This is a genomic window from Streptomyces sp. RPT161, from assembly GCF_027533845.1.
GTDB lineage: Bacteria > Actinomycetota > Actinomycetes > Streptomycetales > Streptomycetaceae > Streptantibioticus_A > Streptantibioticus_A silvisoli_A.
Window position 1 is genome coordinate 125,821 of record NZ_JAPZVN010000010.1, and the last position, 16,992, is coordinate 142,812.

19 protein-coding genes are annotated in these 16,992 nt (G+C 68.6%); 8 read left to right on the forward strand and 11 right to left on the reverse strand.

Annotated features, from left to right (window positions below; all coding sequences use genetic code 11):
- Positions 1-469 precede the first annotated feature (469 nt).
- The 5 genes from O5O46_RS20825 to O5O46_RS20845 form a co-directional block, all read right to left on the reverse strand.
- Positions 470-1,570, reverse strand: a complete 1,101-nt coding sequence (locus tag O5O46_RS20825; RefSeq protein WP_269857024.1) for a serine hydrolase domain-containing protein — start codon at positions 1,568-1,570, stop codon at positions 470-472.
- The gene (locus tag O5O46_RS20830; RefSeq protein WP_269857025.1) at positions 1,567-2,493 is read right to left on the reverse strand and encodes a DUF6895 family protein; all 927 of its coding nucleotides are present in this window, start codon (positions 2,491-2,493) and stop codon (positions 1,567-1,569) included. The genes O5O46_RS20825 and O5O46_RS20830 overlap by 4 nt, the downstream gene beginning before the upstream one ends.
- On the reverse strand, positions 2,490-3,428 hold the full coding sequence (locus O5O46_RS20835; RefSeq protein ID WP_269857026.1) for a DUF6895 family protein: 939 nt from the start codon (positions 3,426-3,428) through the stop codon (positions 2,490-2,492). The genes O5O46_RS20830 and O5O46_RS20835 overlap by 4 nt, the downstream gene beginning before the upstream one ends.
- A complete protein-coding gene (locus tag O5O46_RS20840) occupies positions 3,425-4,075 on the reverse strand; it encodes a hypothetical protein (protein WP_269857027.1) in 651 nt (216 codons plus the stop codon). The genes O5O46_RS20835 and O5O46_RS20840 overlap by 4 nt, the downstream gene beginning before the upstream one ends.
- Before the next feature lie 72 nt (positions 4,076-4,147).
- Positions 4,148-4,324 (reverse strand): hypothetical protein, encoded by a 177-nt coding sequence (locus tag O5O46_RS20845; protein WP_269857028.1) that lies wholly within the window; start codon positions 4,322-4,324, stop codon positions 4,148-4,150.
- Positions 4,325-4,678: 354 nt separating this feature from the next.
- On the opposite strand from O5O46_RS20845, the gene ku reads away from it, so the two are divergent.
- From ku to O5O46_RS20860, 3 genes are all read left to right on the forward strand, one after another.
- A complete protein-coding gene (gene ku, locus O5O46_RS20850; RefSeq protein WP_269857029.1) occupies positions 4,679-5,713 on the forward strand; it encodes a non-homologous end joining protein Ku in 1,035 nt (344 codons plus the stop codon).
- Positions 5,714-5,919: 206 nt separating this feature from the next.
- Complete coding sequence (locus tag O5O46_RS20855) at positions 5,920-6,045, forward strand: hypothetical protein (protein ID WP_269857030.1); 126 nt, start codon at positions 5,920-5,922, stop codon at positions 6,043-6,045.
- A gap of 305 nt (positions 6,046-6,350) precedes the next feature.
- Positions 6,351-7,202 (forward strand): MBL fold metallo-hydrolase, encoded by an 852-nt coding sequence (locus O5O46_RS20860; RefSeq protein ID WP_269857031.1) that lies wholly within the window; start codon positions 6,351-6,353, stop codon positions 7,200-7,202.
- A 550-nt stretch (positions 7,203-7,752) separates the two neighbouring features.
- On the opposite strand, the gene O5O46_RS20865 is transcribed toward O5O46_RS20860, so the two are convergent.
- The 3 genes from O5O46_RS20865 to O5O46_RS20875 all read right to left on the reverse strand — a co-directional run bounded on the left by O5O46_RS20865 (position 7,753) and on the right by O5O46_RS20875 (position 11,299).
- Positions 7,753-8,676 carry an RNA polymerase sigma-70 factor gene (locus O5O46_RS20865; protein ID WP_269857117.1) on the reverse strand — a complete coding sequence of 308 codons (924 nt, stop codon included), beginning with the start codon at positions 8,674-8,676 and terminating at the stop codon, positions 7,753-7,755.
- 123 nt (positions 8,677-8,799) lie between these two features.
- On the reverse strand, positions 8,800-9,273 hold the full coding sequence (locus O5O46_RS20870) for a carboxymuconolactone decarboxylase family protein (protein ID WP_269857032.1): 474 nt from the start codon (positions 9,271-9,273) through the stop codon (positions 8,800-8,802).
- A gap of 325 nt (positions 9,274-9,598) precedes the next feature.
- Positions 9,599-11,299, reverse strand: coding sequence for a xylosidase (locus O5O46_RS20875; RefSeq protein WP_269857033.1), 1,701 nt, complete (start codon positions 11,297-11,299; stop codon positions 9,599-9,601).
- Between the two features lie 790 nt (positions 11,300-12,089).
- On the opposite strand from O5O46_RS20875, the gene O5O46_RS20880 reads away from it, so the two are divergent.
- Positions 12,090-12,230 (forward strand): hypothetical protein, encoded by a 141-nt coding sequence (locus O5O46_RS20880; RefSeq protein ID WP_269857034.1) that lies wholly within the window; start codon positions 12,090-12,092, stop codon positions 12,228-12,230.
- A gap of 133 nt (positions 12,231-12,363) precedes the next feature.
- On the opposite strand, the gene O5O46_RS20885 is transcribed toward O5O46_RS20880, so the two are convergent.
- Together O5O46_RS20885 and O5O46_RS20890 are read right to left on the reverse strand one after the other, a co-directional pair.
- Positions 12,364-12,846, reverse strand: a complete 483-nt coding sequence (locus O5O46_RS20885; protein ID WP_269857035.1) for a hypothetical protein — start codon at positions 12,844-12,846, stop codon at positions 12,364-12,366.
- Positions 12,847-13,022: 176 nt separating this feature from the next.
- Positions 13,023-13,172: a hypothetical protein gene (locus O5O46_RS20890; protein WP_269857036.1), complete on the reverse strand. Its 150-nt coding sequence runs from the start codon at positions 13,170-13,172 to the stop codon at positions 13,023-13,025.
- Between the two features lie 411 nt (positions 13,173-13,583).
- Here O5O46_RS20890 and O5O46_RS20895 point away from each other — a divergent pair, with 411 nt between their 5' ends.
- The gene (locus O5O46_RS20895) at positions 13,584-13,943 is read left to right on the forward strand and encodes a hypothetical protein (RefSeq protein ID WP_269857037.1); all 360 of its coding nucleotides are present in this window, start codon (positions 13,584-13,586) and stop codon (positions 13,941-13,943) included.
- A 35-nt stretch (positions 13,944-13,978) separates the two neighbouring features.
- Positions 13,979-14,374 (forward strand): hypothetical protein, encoded by a 396-nt coding sequence (locus tag O5O46_RS20900; protein ID WP_269857038.1) that lies wholly within the window; start codon positions 13,979-13,981, stop codon positions 14,372-14,374.
- 128 nt (positions 14,375-14,502) lie between these two features.
- On the opposite strand, the gene O5O46_RS20905 is transcribed toward O5O46_RS20900, so the two are convergent.
- Entirely contained in the window at positions 14,503-14,727 is a 225-nt protein-coding gene (locus tag O5O46_RS20905) for a hypothetical protein (RefSeq protein WP_269857039.1), read from the reverse strand.
- Between the two features lie 452 nt (positions 14,728-15,179).
- Here O5O46_RS20905 and O5O46_RS20910 point away from each other — a divergent pair, with 452 nt between their 5' ends.
- On the forward strand, positions 15,180-15,455 hold the full coding sequence (locus O5O46_RS20910) for a hypothetical protein (RefSeq protein WP_269857040.1): 276 nt from the start codon (positions 15,180-15,182) through the stop codon (positions 15,453-15,455).
- 356 nt (positions 15,456-15,811) lie between these two features.
- Positions 15,812-16,513, forward strand: coding sequence for a class I SAM-dependent methyltransferase (locus O5O46_RS20915; RefSeq protein ID WP_269857041.1), 702 nt, complete (start codon positions 15,812-15,814; stop codon positions 16,511-16,513).
- The last annotated feature ends 479 nt before the right edge of the window (positions 16,514-16,992 follow it).

The window sequence follows — 16,992 nt, forward strand, 5'->3', positions numbered from 1 at the left end:
TCCGTCCGTCGGTGACGGGCGGCCCCCACGGTCATCCGTCGAGGGCGCGAAACACGCCGGCATGTTGTGCACATGACATTGCATGTGGCGACGTGTGGCGCGAGCGGGGATGACTGTGGAATCCGTGCCTTGGGGTGGGGGGATGGCCGGACGATGTTGATGGTTGCTGATGGTGTGCCACCACGTGGAGTGGTGTGCGGCTGAGAACGTAGCGAGTTGTCAGCCGTCGGTCAATAGTTCAACAAAGAAGGGTGCCGTTCACGCGAACAACGGGCGAACTTGGTCCTGTTCGGCCACTTTGCCGGAACGACGATCGTCCGCGATCCGTCCGCCGCTCCGAGCGAGCAGGCAGGGGCCGTCGCGTGCGGTGTCTCACCTCTTTGGCCTGGGCGACGGTGCGGCGTACCAGGCTCCCCTCAACAGCCCGGCGCCCTGCGGACGGTCGACAAAGGTGCAAGCTCGTCGAGCGTTAGGCGTCAGGCGTAGGTGCTGTGGTGAGCAGGTCGTAGGCGGCGGGAACGAGTGGGGAGCGGGCGGTGTGGCGTCGGGTGGCCAGGGCGACGAGGGCGGTGCGGGTGGTGGGGCAGTAGCCGAGGAACATCTGCTGTCCGGTGGTGGCGCCGCTGTGAAACAGGACGGGGCCGTCGTCGGTGTTGTGCTGGAACCAGGTGAGGGTGTGGAACTCCCGCCGTCCTGGCCTCCCTCGGGCAAGCAGGGGTTTCTGAACGGCGTGCAGGGCGCGGCTGCTCGGTGTGTTGCCGGGGCGCAGGTGGGCCTCGAGGTAGGTGAGCAGATCGTCGGTGGTGGAGTGGATGCCGCCTGCCGCTGCCCACCCGCCGATGTCCCAGGGTGGGAGGGGGGCGCCGCTTCGTCGGTGCCCGGTGGCCTGGGGCAGGTCGGGGTGGGGCCCGAGGCTGGTCTGGTGCAGGCCGAGTGGGGCGAGGACGTGGCGCTCGAGCAGGTCGGCGAAGGGCGTGGCGGTGGCCCGTTGCAGTGCGCAGGCCAGGAGCGCGACGGCGAAGTTGGAGTACTTCCACCGACTGCCGGGAGTGGTGGCGGGTGTGCTGCGGGCGAAGGCGTTGACGAGTCGCTGCTGGCTGTAGCCGGCGTAGGGATTGACGTTCCAACGAGTGAGCGCGTGAGAGTAGAAATCGTGCGGCAGCCTGGGAAGCCCGGACGTGTGGGTGACCAAGTGCAACAGGGTGATCTGGTCCCGTTCCGGCCGCTGCGGTGCCGCGGGTAGGTCCAGCAGGGTGTGTACCCGGTCGTGGTAACTCACCCGGCCCTGCTGCACGAGGACAGCGAGAAGCAGCCCGCTGAACGTTTTGGAGACGGAACCGGCTTGGTACTGGGGCCCGGCGCCCGGTTGCCCGTCCGACGTGCCGGGCGAGCCTGGGTTGACTGTGTCAGGGCTTCGGTCGTTGCCTCCGGCGCACACGGTGCGGACTCCGTCGTGGGAGAACGCGAACACCACCTGTGGGGCGTTCAGGGCCTCGACCGCGGTGCGCAGTCGGTTGCGGAGGGCCTGGTCGCCGGGTGGGGGCAGTCGGGTTGTGGCGAGCTGGGTCATGACGCTGGGGTGAGTGCCGCCATGGCGCGGGAGGTGGCCAGGACAGCGGCGAACGCGGCGACCAAGGTGGGGTGGTAGTGGAGGTCGAACGTTTCCCAGCGGTCGTCGCCGAGTTCGGCGCCTGCGTGGTCTGGTACGAGTCCGTCGGATTGTTGGGCGTCTGCGAACCGCCGCCACACGTTCTCGTTCAGTTCCGGTGCGGGCAGGCACGCGTCGACGGCGAGGAGTTCGCCGAGAAGGTCCCAGTTGCCGATGTCGGCCCAGTCGTCCGTCCAGACCGGCAGCCAAACCGCCAGGTAGTCGGCGATATGCGGTGGAAGACGGTGGGGCTGCTCGCCCCAGTCGGTCAGGTGGTAGACGGTGTGCGTGATGTCGTAGCCGGTGTGCTTTCCGACCGTCCACGGTTCCGGTGTACGGCTGAGCCAGGTGGCGTCCAGGGCGTGGGCCAGGTCGGCGTCCTCGGGTGGTGTCGCCCCGGCGCGGGTCTGCGTCCGCCGGATGCCGAGGTGGCGCACCGTGTGCGCGTCCACGGGCCAGCTGCGCAGCGCGGTGGTGATGGCCAGGGTGCTCTCCAGAGCCGGGCAGCGGTGGCCGAGCTCCTTGAACGGTGCGTAGGTCTCCATCGGGACCGCTGAGAGCGGTTCCTCGGTCTGCATGCGGGCCAGGACCTGCCCGCCGTCGAGTAGGTCCCGCCAGGCGAAGTCCAGAAGCTGGCGGGTGCGTTGGGCCTGCCGGGAGCCGGCTACTCCCTCACGGAAGATGACCTTTCCGATGATGGCCAGCTCCCCGATGGGCTTGAGGCGTTCTTTCGCCTCGTGGGCGGAGGTGCGCGGCCCGCGGTGCGGGCGGAAGCCCTCACGGTTGTCGTACAGCCAGTCGAGGGCCTTGACGCCTACCTCGTGCATGAGAGCGGTGTCGGTCATACGGTGCTCCCGCTGTTCGCTGGTACCGCCGTGGTGTGGGTGGCGAGCCGGGCGACGGCGAGTGAGGCGGCGAAGGCCGCCACGAGGGTGGAGTGGTATCGCAACCGGAAGTAGTCCCCGGCCATGGCGGAGGCGTCCCCCACTTCGGGCAACGCACCTGACGGCTCTTGCGCCAGGGCCAGTGCCTGCCAGGCTTCCTCCAGTGTCGGGGCCTGGGGCAGGCTCGCCGCGACCGCGAGCAGTTCGCCCGCAAGGTCCCACTGCTCTTCTTCCAGGCAGCAGTCCAGCCAGGCGGGCAACCACCGGTCAAGATAGGCACTCACGTCGCCGGGCAGTCGGCCCGGAGCCTCGCCCCACCCGGTGACGTGGAAGACGTAGTGGGTCAGCGCGTAGCCGCTGCGGACCTCGAAGGCCCATGGCTCGGGCCTGCCGCCCAGCCAGGTGCGGCCCATCGCCGACTCGACGACGTCCGGGCGCGGCGCGATGCCCAGCACACGTTGCGCCTCATGCACCGCGAGTACCCGGGTGGGCTCCAGTTCCAAGGCAGTCCAGGCGCGGGTCGCCGACAGCGTGCGCGCAAGGGCCTCGAACTCCGGGTGGCGCAAACCGCCTTGGGCGAACACCGCGTAAATCTCCAGCGGATGGGTGACCATCGGGTGCGCCCGCAGCACATCGAACAGCACCTGCCCCTCACGGCACTCGCGCCAGGCGAAGTCCAGCAGCCCGCTCGCGAAGTCATAGGACGGGCTCCCCGGTGGGCTGGCCCGCCGGACCGACAGAGCGATCCGCGCCAGTTCGCCCAGCGGCTTCAACGTGGTGTGGTGGTCGGCGGCCCCGACCACATCGGTCGGCAGGCGGAAGAACTGAAGGTGCTGATAGAGCCAGCTGAGCGAGCGGGAACCCACTTGGTGGAGCAGGCCCGGGTGCGCTGTCACGTCCGGCCCGCCCGGCCCGCCAGGCGGGCGGCAGCCAGATGGAGCGCGACACGAGCGTCGCCTTCGGACCTGTGTGCGACCCAGGCGAGGCCGGCGTCCAGCCCTAGTGAGTCCGGGACGCCCGACATCCCGGCCAGCCACCTTCCGGTACCGGCCGCCTGCAGCCAGTCCTGCCGACGCACGGCCCGCACGAAGCCCCGCGCCAGATCGACCGGCCGGGCGGCGAATGCCGTGGACAGCCCGCAGGGCGCGCCGGGATCGGCCAATGCCGCCAGTTGCGCGGCCCGGTGGCAGAGTTCCTGCCAAGGCAGCGCCGAAACCCACCCGGCGTCAGGCTCACCGATACCGGCCACCGCCGGGGCCAGCGGCCCACCAGCGGCGGCCCGCTCAAGCGCGCGGTGCAGGGCCCAATGGCTCCAAGCGACCACCGGGGTGGCGGAAGGGCCGGGCGGAAACGCCCGGGCCGACTCGCCGGCCAAGGCGAGGTCGGCCGGACACGGCGACTGGCCGGCCAGCAAGCAGGGAGCCAGTACATCCGCCCCCAACACCCGTACAGCGGCCACCGCAACCGGGTCCCGTGGGGCCGTCATCACCGAACCGGACAGATCGAAGTGGTCGCCTCCGCCGCTCAGGGCAGAGGCGACCACCCTCGCGTAATGCTGGACAACATCCGCAAGGCGGGCACCAGCGTCGGTCTGCTGCGCGGCCATTCCCGACCGTCAGCCCTTCTTCGGCTTCGGCGTGGGCGGGGACAGGAGAGCCGCTCCCAAAAGCAGGCCCAACGCCGCGCATTCGACCGAGTTACGGAAGCTGGCCTCCGGCTCCGCCGCGTCCAGCAGGGCCTCGACCTGGCCCGCCAGTTCAGCCTCGACGATCTGCGTGTCGGTTGCGTTCATAGGATCATCCCCTTCATGGGAGGAGAACGTTCGCTGCCGCTTCCCAGAAGAGTCCATGTTGCTGCGTGCCGCACATCAGCACCGCCGAACAGGTGACATCGCCCCGGGCCGGCTCCTACCTGATGCGAGGGACAAGGCATGCGGCGTAGCGACCTTCGACACCTACTACGTCAAGGGCACCGACGAGCGGCAGCGCCTTGCAGCCTGCCCGCCGGGTGACCAGGTACCGGCCTGCGGGTCGCGCCTTCACTGGGTGGCCGACGCCGTCGCACGGTGCGCGAGCGCGGTGACGACGCCGCCAGCGGTCTGCCTCACCCCGCCCCGAAGATGCGATCACAACAAAGGGGCGGTGCGATGGTCGTGATCAGCAAGGAGGTGGTCGTCGTGGCAGTGGTGTGGGGCGGCGTCTTGTCATTCGGTCTGGTCACCTTGCCCGTCCAGGCCCTCACCGCGGTCGAGAGCCACACGATGCGCTTCCACCAGTTGCAGCGCGGCACCGGTGACCGGGTGCGCAACAAGCGGGTCAATGAGCGCACCGGGGAAGAAGTGCCCCTCTCGGAGATCGTCAAGGGGTACGACACCGGCGTGGACTACGTGGTCGTGGAGCCAGAGGAACTGGACGACATTGCCCCGGGCCGGTCGAAAAGCCTGACGATCACCGGGTTCGTGGATTTGGACCAAGTGAACCCGATCTACTTCGACTCCACCTACTACCTGGCCCCCCGCGGCGAGGAGTACGCACGCGTCTACGTGCTGCTCCGCGAAGCGATGGCACAGTCAGGCAAAGCCGGGATCGCCACCGTCGTGATGCACAACAAGGAGTACCTCGTCGCGGTCAAGGCCAAAGACGACGTCCTGGTCATGCACACCATGCACTGGGCCGACGAAGTACGCGACCCCTACCGGCAGATCCCCACGCTCCCCCTCCCCGAGGCGCCGCTGACGACCGAGGAGTTGGAAGGAGCGGTGCACCTGGTTGAAGCGATGAGCCACGAGTGGAACCCGGAGCAGTATCGCGATCACTACGCCGACCGCGTCCGCGAACTGGTCGAGGCCAAGCACAGCGGCGGAACGCTACAGGCCAAGGCAGAAGCGCCACCGACGCCGACGACCCCCGAAGTCGCCGACCTCACCGCTGCCCTGCAGGCCAGCGTGCGACGGGCCGAAGAACGCGCGACCGATGACCGCAAACCAGCCGCCGCGCGACCGTCCGACGAGGTCGCGGCCAAGCGCCGCTCTGGCCGCAGGGCAGAGCTGGAACAGCTGACCAAGGCCGAGCTGTACTCCCACGCCACAGCGGCCGGCATCCCCGGTCGATCCACGATGAGCCGCGACGAGCTCATCAACGCGCTGACCACCGCCCGGCGGCACCGCCGCCGGGCGTCGTGAGTGAACCACAGTCGCGGACCGGCGCGACGGCGTCGAGGTCCCAGGCCATCTCGCCGACGACGGTTCGGCGTGTCCCGCGCCGTTCAACGGTGCATCGGACCAGCAGCAGGCCGGAGTGGAACACAGTGTGGGCGCAGGCGTCATGACTGTCTTCGAAGAATGCTCCAGTAGCCGACCTCATCGCGGGCAGCGACGTTCGCTATGACATGGGCATCACCGACCCCCACCCGGCGGTCGGCCGCTTTGCGCCAGAGCTGGAGTTTGTCACCCGAACGGAGAAGGCCCGGCTCGCCGAACTGGCCGGGAACGCCCGGCCGACGGCTGATCGATGACCGAGGAGCAGTCGCTGGCCGACCTGCGGACAGCCCTACGACGCTGGTTCATGACCTGAGCATCGACCGTCCGCGTCAGCCGCCGCGTCAAGGTCCGGCGACGCGGACGCGGGCACGACCGAGGGAAACTCTCAACAGGACCGCCGACGGATCGGGTACCGCCGCAACTCCACCGGTCGCGGGAGCCTGGGTCCAGGATCAAAGACCGAGCGCAGGCACGACTTGGGACCGAGGTGCCCGGGACCCGGCGCTTCCTATGCTCCGGAACGACAAGCCATCGACATCCGCCGACTGGAAGGTTTTCCATGCCGCCTTCGAAGCGACCTTCGCCGGTTGAGGGACTGGAACTGCCGATCTGCCGTGTCTGCGGGCTGCAGTACGCGGCGCCGCGCGAGGACTGCCCGGTCTGCCTGGACGAGCGCCAGTACGTCGGCTGGGACGGCCAGCAGTGGACCAGCCTTGCCGAGCTGCACGGCGACGGCCACCGTGGCCGGTTGCAGGAGGAGGGACCGGGGGTGGTCGGGATCGGCGCCGAGCCCTCGGTGGGGATCGGCCAGCGCGCGCTGCTGGTCCGCTCCCCGGCCGGCAACGTGCTGTGGGACTGCCTGGGCTACCTCGACGACGACCTTGCCGCCGAGGTCGAGCAGTTGGGCGGGGTCAGCGCGGTCGCCGTCAGCCATCCACACTTCTACGGCGTGATGACCGAGTGGGGCCGCGCCTTCGACGCTCCGGTGTACGTGCACGCCGCGGACCGCGCGTGGGTCCCCCGGCCGGATCCGGAAGTCGAGCACTGGTCGGGCGACACCCATCAGATCGCGCCTGGCCTGACGCTGATCAACGCGGGGACGCACTTCGCTGGCGGCACCGTGCTGCACTGGGCCGACGACCCGGACGGGCGCGGTGCGCTGTTCAGCGGTGACATCTTCATGGTGGTGGCGGACCGCCGGTGGGTCAGCTTCATGTACAGCATCCCCAACTTCATCCCGGAACGGCCGCGCACCATCCGCAATGCGCTCGCGCTGGTCGAGCCCTTCGAGTTCGCGCGCATCTACGGGGCGTTTTGGGGGCGCGTGGTCACCGACGGCGGATCGGCGACTGTACGCCGCTCCGCGGAGCGCTACCTGCGCTTCGCCCTGGACGACGAAGACCCGCGCTGATCCAGGCCCTCAGGCTCGCCGAGGAGGGCGGCTGTCTTGTCGTAGACGATGCGGGCGAGGGCGTCGTCGTGGGCGAGTGGGAAGGGGTGTCCGGCTGGGACCGGCTGAAGAAGCCGCCGCTGGGCTGCGGGGCCGGCGAGGTGGTGGCGAGCCAGACGGGGGTTTGCACGCCTTCGTCGGCGGTGATGGCGAAGGGGCGGAAGAGACTCGACCTGCTCACCACACCCGGCAACTGCACGCCCCGGAACTCCACATCACCCGGGGCGTGCGACCACGACTCCTCAACCTCCTGGAAATCAGCATCACCTGACTGTCCAGAGCGATCCCGACACACGCCACTCGGTCCAGTGACGTGCGCAGGCCCCGGCTGGCACTGTGTCGTGCTGCATGGCGTCCGCGACCGCGTCGCGCGCCTCGTCCCTGCAGCGCCACCTGCGACATCCGAGGTCGACCCGGCCGCCCTGCGGAGTGGTGGCGACCGCGGGCTGACGCCCCGCCGGGACCGCGTTCGCCTGGTTCGACCACACCTGAGCTCCGGCCCGGTCCGCGGTCATTCCGCGAGCCGACGTGACTCCTTCAGCTCGCGGGAGACCACCCAGGCGTCCGCGACGGGGCCGACATGGCCCAGCTTGTCGGGGTTGACGACCAGGCGGATCGTCTGGATCTGCCGGTCGAGCACGTCGAGCCCCAGGGTGTGCAGGACCTTGCCGTCGCGGTCGCGGAAGATCGCACCAGGCCGACCGTTGATGGCGTGGGGCTCGGTGGTGATGCCGATGCGGGCCATCGCCGGGAAGACAGCGGCCAGCAGCCGGGCCACCTTCTCGGCGCCGATGATGGCCCTGGCCAGCTGCGGGGCCTTGCCGCCGGCGTCGCCAACCATGGAGACGTCGGCGGCGAGCAGCTGCTGCAGGCCGTCGACGTCGCCCTCGCGCAGCGCGTCGAAGAACCTGCCCGCGAGCTCCTCGCGCTCCTTGCGGTCGGCTTCGAAGCGCGGCCGGCCCGCGCTCATGTGCCGGCGGGCCCGCACCGCGAGTTGGCGGCACGCGTCCTCCGATCGCCCGACCGCCGAGGCGACCTCGGGGAAGCCGAAGTCGAACACCTCGCGCAGCACGAAGACCGCGCGCTCCAGCGGACTGAGTCGCTCCAGCAGCAGCAGGGCCGCCGTCGACACCGAGTCGGCCAGCTCGGCTGAGCGCGCCGGGTCCTCGTAGGGATCGGCGAGCAGCGGCTCCGGGAACCACGGCCCGACGTACTCCTCCCGCCGGACGCGCGCCGAGCGCAGCACGTCGATCGAGATCCGGGTGACCACGGCCGACAGGAAGGACTTGGTCGACCTGGGCTGCGTCGGGTCGGCCTCGAAGCGCAGCCAGGTCTCCTGAACCGCGTCCTCGGCCTCACTGACGCTGCCCAGGATCCGGTAGGCGATCGAGAACAACAGCGGTCGCAGTTCTGCGAACTCCTCGACCCTGCCCACAACCTGCCCCTTCTGTATGGTGATCATTCGGCCCGACGACCGGTCAGCGTACGTCCCGCCGGCCGGTCGACTACGGATGTCCGCGACTTCGCAGTTGCTTCGGTGATTCCGCGCCTCCGTGCTTCAGTGCCACTTCCCGGGCTGGTAGTCGCCCCCGGGCTGCCGGGTGATGATGTTCATCCGGGTCGCCAGGTTCATGAAGCCGACCAGCAGCACCAAGGCGGCAAGCTGCTGCTGGTCGTAGTGCTTGGCGGCGTTCGCCCACACCTCGTCGCTGACGCCGTGGGCCGCGTCCGCGAGCCGGGTTCCCTCCTCTGCCAGCTCCAGCGCAGCCCGCTCGGCGTCGGTGAAGACCGTGGCTTCCGGCCACGCCGCCACCAGACCCAGCCGCACCGGATCCTCGCCGACGGCGAGGGCCTCCTTGGTGTGCATGTCGAGGCAGGCAGCACAGCCGTTGATCTGGCTCACCCGCACCGACACAAGCTCCTGCGTGGTGATCGGCAGCGTCGTGTCCCTGAGCGCCTTGCCCGCCGACATCAGGTACTTGAGGGCCTTGCTGGTGCTCGGCTCGGCCATGAAGTCCAGTCGCGCGTCCATGGTGTGTCCTCCGTGCTCGTGAGTGGATACACACCCGAGACGAGGCAGCCCGCCGCCCTGTGACATGGCTGAAATGTGACCTGTATCACTAGGGCGACCGGGCCTTTTCACGGCGGACGCCACTCAAACATGACTACCGGCTGCCCCGGACGCTGTCGTCTCAGCGCGCCTGCCAGGTGCGGCGCTTTCATGACCGTCCTGTCGCGAAATCACTGCGCGATGTCGAGGAGTTCCTGCGCCGCGCTGGCCTCAACCAGGACGAGAAACCCTGCACAGCCGAGAGCTGATCGAATGGTGGGGCGGTGGCCCCGACGTGTCGCACTAGCTAGACCGTTGCCAGGTCGAACTGCTCCCATGTGCCTATCGACGTGCGGTTCGCGATGAGGGGGCCCGCGCCGCCGTTCTCCGCTGTCACGTACTTTCCGTTCGCGGAGGCGAGCAGGCTGACCGTGCCGTTGGAGTTGTGCACCAGATGGAAGGTCTCCCAGGCGCCGATGGAGGTGCGGTTGGAGATCAGCGCTGAGGCGCCCGCGTTGTCCGCACTGACGATGCGGCCGTTGGCGCGGGAGCGCAGGGCGATGGTGCCGTTGCCCAGGTCGAGTTGGTCGAACCGCTCCCACAGGCCGGCCGCGTCGCGGTTGGCGATCAGCGGCTGGGCTCCGGCGCTTGCCGCCGTGACGAACTTACTGTTGCCCCGCGCGCGTAGGGTGACCGTGGCGGTGTCCGAGGTGCCGGCGGAGATGCCGGCGGCAGTCGGCTGGGTGGGACGAGTGGGGGTCACGGCAAGGTCGCCCTTGAGCATGCGGCCGCCGTCGCCGGTCAGGCGCAGGTAGTAGTCCGCGGAGCAGGCCGTGCCGTCCTCGTCGAGGGCGAGCAGTCCCGAGTCCGTGGGTACCCAGTCCTTCGACTCGGCGGTCTTGGCGATCTGGTTCCCCTCGTTGTACTCGTCGTACATGGAGATGTAGATGCCCTGCACTCCGGCTCGGACCATGTTGTAGAACTGCCGCCACATGAAGTCGCCGTGGGCGCGCTGGCGGGCGGAGACGTCGCCGGGCAGCATGCACGGCTGGTAGTCGATGCCGTGGGCGGCGCAGTCCTGGAGGTCGGGAACGGTGGCCTGGTTGTAGAAGTTGTCCGCGTCCGAGACGGTGCCGATCCGGCCCACCATCCACGGCGAGAGCATGTTGAAGGCGTGATAGACGTCGGCGAAGCCGGAGCGCGAGTCGCTGTTGCCGGTGCGCCACCAGGTCGGCACGCCCCCGACCACGTAACAGCCGTGGCTCTTGAACCAGTTGACGACGTCCAGGCAGGCGCTCGCGCTGAACGGGTGGTTGCTGTCGTTGAATCCGAAGCCCCAGATGCACACGACTGGTTTGCCGTTCTGGTGCGCGTACGCCGAACTCCGCGTGTGCGCGGACATCTTGTTCGTCCAGTCGGTCTTGATCTCCGACTGCATGGCGGTCCAGCCGCTGACGTCGTACATGATGTAGAACTTCCGGCCGTACGCCTCGGCGGCGCTGCGCACCTTCCGGGCCATGGCGTCCCGCGTCGGGCCCTCGCTGCCGGTGGGGTTGAAGCGCTGGAGCGCGGCGGTGTCGATGCCGTACTGCTGCATCCACAGGAAGTGGGTGTCCACGGTCTGCTGGTCGTACGAGGAGAACAGGGACGCCGTGCGGCCGTTACCGAGGTGCCTGAACGCCGTCGGGTACGTCTGCGCGTAGTCGCGGACGTCGGGCCAGGCCTTGATGCCGTTGTTGGAGGGAGAAGGGGTCTGGGCGCTGTTGGGGGCCCAGTGCCACCAGGCGTTGATCGGCGCGGCGTCGCCCTTGCAGGCGAACCAACCCTGGTAGCCCACGGTGATCTTGCCGACCACGTCGCCGGGGCCGCTGGCGGTGGCGCTCGCGGTGGCCGCCGAGGCGGCCCGCGCTATTCCGAACGCGCCAAGGGCGGCGGCCGCGGTACCACCGGCCGTCGCGCCGAGCACTCTGCGGCGCGTCCAGGTCGGTGTGCGGTGGGACTTCGGCATGACGGGCCTCCGTGGGGGGCGGCCGCGCCGGGCGTGAGCCCGGGCGGGGCGAATGGAAGCGAAGAGGAAGTAATTTCAGGGCGTGAGTTAAGTGGTGGGAGTGACCGGCCGTCAAGTCGCTTACGGTTCATGAGGCGCCGTTCCCCCGACGCCCCGACCTCGTCGTCACAACCGTCAGCCGACGGTTCCCGCGGTGTTCACGATCTCGCCTCCGACGGCGAAGCCAGGCACCAAGAGCCAAGAGGACACAGGCCCCGTCGCCCGGCTTTTCGCCTTTGATGCGGCATCACTTGTCGATCGAGTACACGAAGCGGGCCGTCACCGGGCGCGAAAGTCGATGGTGCACCCCTCGTGCCCCGCGCGACGGGGTGCCGACCCCTTCCCAATGGCGTGTACGGCAGGCGTGCGCCATAGCGGCATACACCTGCCGGACGATTTCCCGCCCACGCCCGCGCGGCCGTCCCCGGCGGCAACCTCTCGGCCTACATCGACGCGCTGCGGGGCCCAGCAGTTGCGCGACGCGGCACCTGCGGTGCGGGCCTGGCGCGCGCGGGCCGCGCGCGACGCCGACGCCGAGGAGCTCGCCGACATCTTTGGTGAGGACGTCGCGTGACCCTCGCCCTCGCCCGAGGCCAGGTCTGGCGTCCAGCTGGCTACCAAGGCCCGGGCCGCGGTCATCGTTGAGTCGGACGCTGCCCTGGACGCCCTGCCCGGCACCGCGGTGTGCATGATGATCGACTAGATTCAAGGGGCCCCGGATACCGTCGTCACCATCCCCATAGCCCACCCCGTGCGCGGAGCCGCCGTCGCCACCGACCTCACCGATCTGACCGACAAGCGCCTGATGGCCGACGAGTTCCTCGGCACCGTCGACGCGGGGACCATGGACCGCATCTCCGCCGCCCTGCGCGTCACCTTGGACCTCACCTGACGGCACCGACTGGGTAAGGCAACAACAGCGCGCCGGTCTTCGGCGCGGCCGGCCGCAAGCGTGGCGTTCCCCGCCGCCGGCGAGCGCGGCGGGGACGCTACGAACACTGCCGATAGGCAGTCAATGCATCAGCTCATGGGCGCAGGGTGGAGGTGTACTGGCTCCTGCTGTCGCCGAGGTAGTTGTTGTCGTAGGTGCCCTTCGAGGTGAGCAGCCAGTATCCGCTCACCATCGGCTCGAAGTGCCACGTGCCCGTGTAAGCGGTCTTGCTGAAGGTGACTTGCAGGTAGACGTGGCCGACCTTGCCTGAGGCGACCTTCACCGTGGGCGAGTAGCCGGGAAGGTTGAGACCGATCAGTCCGTTCGACTCGTAGTGGCTGGCCTTCTCCCAGCGGTGGTGAACCGGATCCCACCACTTGGCGGAGATGCCCTGCATCTGCTTGAAGCCCGGAGCGGCGAAGTTCCACAAGGACAGCGCAAAGCCGGTCGGCGCCAAGACGTCCCGGGACTTCTGCGTGTAGGACATGGTGAGGCGGATTGTGGCACCCCGGTGCAGGGACTTCGGGATGCCGCTCGCCCACTGCTCCAACGTCCCGATCTGCTGAGGCGCGGACACGTGCGTGTCGGACGGGTCCGCAGACGCTGTGCCTGCGCCGATTGACACCAACCCCAGTGCCGCGGCGGCTGCAACTGCGACGGCGCGTATACGTGTTCCCATGCGGTCCCCTCCCAATGATCCGTCAGCCGCGCATCTTACGCACTGGTCCGCGGTCTCTGGCTAAGACGGCCCTCCTAGCCCTGCCAGTCGCCTACCTGACCAGCGCGATCCCGGGCCGCACCGCGGTCCCCCTCGTCGCCCACCTGCGCACCGGAGCATTGGAACCAGTGCTGACCGCCGCCCCCTTCGGCGCCCACGCCGCCCGCACCGGTGTCGGTTCGCATCGATATTTCCCGGACCTGTGATCACTAAGTGCTGCCCGAACCCGACGACGACGTCCGCGCGAGGCAGCGGCAGGGCTAGGCCCCGCTAGGAGGCATTGCGGCCAGCTCGCGTCCGCAATTTGCGGGACGTGTGGTCCGAGATCCGAATGCGTCGGTGACGCTGGAAAACTTGGCGCACCATCGACGGTCGAGCATTGCCCCCCGATGTGTCAGTTGATCTCCCCCGCGTGTGCCCGGATGGCATTCGTGTGGCCCGTCGGAAGCGACGCGTTGATCCTTTTATGCCCAGTACAAGCATTTCACGCCAACTATGGCTAGTTATAGGAGACTTGGGAGTATACGGCCAGCCGATAGCGCATCGTATTCGTAGAGCATCTTGCTGTAATCACCGCTGGTGAGAGGAGCAACTGCATGCCATCGTTCCAGACCGGTTCAGTCCCGCACGGCTTCACCATGGACGAAACCAGCGAGCGCATCCACTACAAGGACGCCATGGCCATCCCCGTCCCGCCGCCCAACCACAGCGGTTTCGGCTGGAAGAGGATCTGGTTCTCCCTCGGCGCGGACCACGCGGACGTCCGCATCAAAGTCGCCGTTCACAACGGCACCAGCTGGACCACCACCAACTACGACGTCCTCGCAGTCAGACCAAGGGTCGGCTTCGAGGTCGCCGCAGGCACCACCAAGCTGAGCATCGGGCGGGTGAAGAAGACAGCGACCGACACCAACGACAACTCTCCCTTCAGCTGGCTGCTCGAATCCCAGGCATAGGCGCACCACAACAGCACTGTTTCAGGGGGGAATTCATGCCGGACAATCAGGCGAGCGAAGTGATCCGCGGCGGGAGCCCGGACTCCGCAGTCGACCGGGTGGCCGACTTCTACGGCGCCTACATCGACGCCGTCTCCGACGGCACCGACGATCTGTCCGACCAACTTCGCGCCCACTACCTCACGGAAGATTTCCGCCAGCGTCTGGCCGCCTGGGAGGAGGCCAACCACGCCGACGGCGTCCTGCGCGCCCAGGACGTGCCCACCCACTGGGAAGTGCGCTACCACGACTCCGGTGCCGGGCACCTGTTCACCACCGTCACCCTCACCTGGGGCACCGGCCCAGACGCCGGACACACCCAACTGGCCGTGCAGAGCGACCTGAGCACCAAACTCATCTCGGACATCGAAGACGCCCCATCCGGGCCCTGACGCGGGATCGGAGCAACTGAGACGGGGTGCGCTGCCGAGCCGAGCAGTGCACCCCGTCTCGATTCATCGGCGACCGCGGCGATGTGCCGCCACCAGGGCCGCAGGATGGCCCGTCGCGTCGGGACTGCTCAGTGGCGCTGGCGGCGGCGTCGGGGCCGGTTGCGGGCACAGCGCTTGAAGTCGCCGATGCGGTAGAGGCGTTCGGCGCCCCTCTTGGCGACGCCGGTCTTCTCGACTGTGAACTTGAACGGTGCGCCGGGGGTGGAGCCCGGCAGGCGCTTGGCGACATCGGCGAGGACCTGGTCGACCCATGTTCGTAGCAGCCTGGCCGGGCTCGGCAGGTGAAGCGGCACGTGGCCCGGCCTCGGCCACGCGGACAGACGTCGCCGGGTGACGGTAGTGATTTCGGTAGGGGGTGCCGTGGCAACCGCAGACCGGACCACGGAGAGCTTGCTCATCGTGGTGATCCGGTACGCAACGCCGCCCGGAATGCGCACCAACTCACCACGCGCACCGCCCCGAACGAACCTGGTGCACCTCACCAAACGCCCCAGGCGCGGTGCGCATGCGCACGTCGGCGGCCTGCCGTTCCTCATCGTGGTCCCCCCGTGCTCCATCAGCGACGCCCCGCCCGCACCGAGCAGAACGGGGCGTTTGACCGGAGGCTGGGTGAGCGGGGGGGACGGCCGTGGCTGGGTCCGCTGACCTCAACCGTCTACAGCGGGCCGTTGCTTGCCTGGATGGACAGCGTCATCCGTGTGCGCCGCGGCGCTAGCGGACCACCCGGGTACGTCAACAACCCGTGGTGGGTCCGGCAGGAGCACCAGCCCGCGACCATGGCCACCCTCTGCGCGTCCTGGCCAAGGAGCGCAACTCGCCCGGTTCGGACACCACGTGGCGCTCGGTGGCGTCGGCCGAACGGCGTGCGCTGATCCCCAGCTGGATCAACGACACCGAAGAGCAGCTGCCCCAGCTGCGCGGCGCCCCGTACAGCAAGACCGCCGATGCCGCGCGGCCGTTGCTGGGCAACCTCGGCCATGCCGCCACGCTGATCGACCAGGCCCTGCGGAGAACGCAGTAGCGGCCCACAGGCCAGCGTGGGGCTGGCGGACCTGGCGCACTGGGCCCGCCTGCCTGCTGATGCCCTGGCCGAGGCACTCGTGGCAAGGCCTTCGGCGCCCCACGTCTTTGCGCGGCCATCGCCGACCGGATCACTTCCGGTGCACGCTGATCCAGACCGGCACCGAGTCCTACCGCTTCGAGGCCACCCAGGAAACCGCTTTTCCGGCCTCGAAACAGCCACCCCGCCCCGCATCGAACAGCCCTCGCAGCCCCACGGCCTGAACCACACCTACAGCGCCCGATGGGGCCCACAGGTTCGTCTCCCCCTCCTATGGTGAGGGTGAGGTACTGCCTTACCGGGGGTGGGTGGCCAGCATGACGAACACGGATGAACGTGCGACGCGGGTCCGCGAGGTGCGCCGCCGACTTACGCAGGAGGGGCCGCCGCGGACGCGAGACCAAGAGGGAGACTTCGAGACCGTCACGGTGCCCGAGCAGCACTGCGACCAGCTGCGCGATCTGATGGTCTCCGAGGGGGCCGAGAAGGTTGTCGAGGTCGGTCTCGCCTACGCCAGCTCTGCGCTCGCCATCGGTGAGGCACTGGCAATCGTCAACCGTCCGCTCCCCCGGCACGTCATCATCGACCCGTTTCAAGAACGCGAGTACTCCAACGCCGGCTGGGATCTGCTGTGCTCTGCGGGGCTGGACTCTATCGCCACGCTCATGCTCACTCCTTCGTCGATCGCGCTCCCGCAGCTCCTCACCGAAGGCTTCGTCGCCGACGCGGCATTCGTGGATGGCAGTCACCGGTTCCACGAAGTCTTCGTGGATCTCTACTTCTTGCGCAAGATCGTCCGACCCGGTGGCCTGATCGTCATCGACGACGACTGGTGGCCGTCTGTGCACACGGCCGCGCAGTACTACGAGCGGAACCTGGGATGGACGGTGATACCCGACGCCTTCTCCGACGAGACGATCGGCGTCGGACCTCACGGCAAACAACGGGCCCGGTGCAAGGCCTATCGCTTGCCTGACCCCTCGTTCGAGCCTTCTTTCGAGAACTTCCGCGCGTTTTGACCCCAACCGAGGACAGCACGTGCCGGAACAAGTCGACCCCGGCCCCGGGCACAACAATGTGCCGCGGAACTAACCCCCTGTGCGTGGCTGACCGGGGGCGGGCCCCTGCCCGCGTCTTGTCAGGAAGGCAGCCAGGGGTCAGCAGCCACAAGCTATCGACACCCCACCGGCGGCATCACCGAACACTCCGCCCGGCTGGAGGGTCAGGCGATCAGTGGCTCCCAATCTCACCGAAACGGCGCCCATTCTCACCGAAAACCGCGAAGCACGGTCGAGTACATCCACGTCACGAACGGTCTAACCCTGGTGCCGACTGCCACCGAAGACGTGGTGCCCATACGGCCGCCTAAATCAGCCAGAGCCTTGCGAGCCGATGCGTGGAGCTAGTAAGGACCGCCGTCACGGCACTCGGGAGAGTCACGGTGCCGCTGCTGATGACCGCCGACAGCCCAGAGGGCTTTGCTGCGGCCAGATCCACA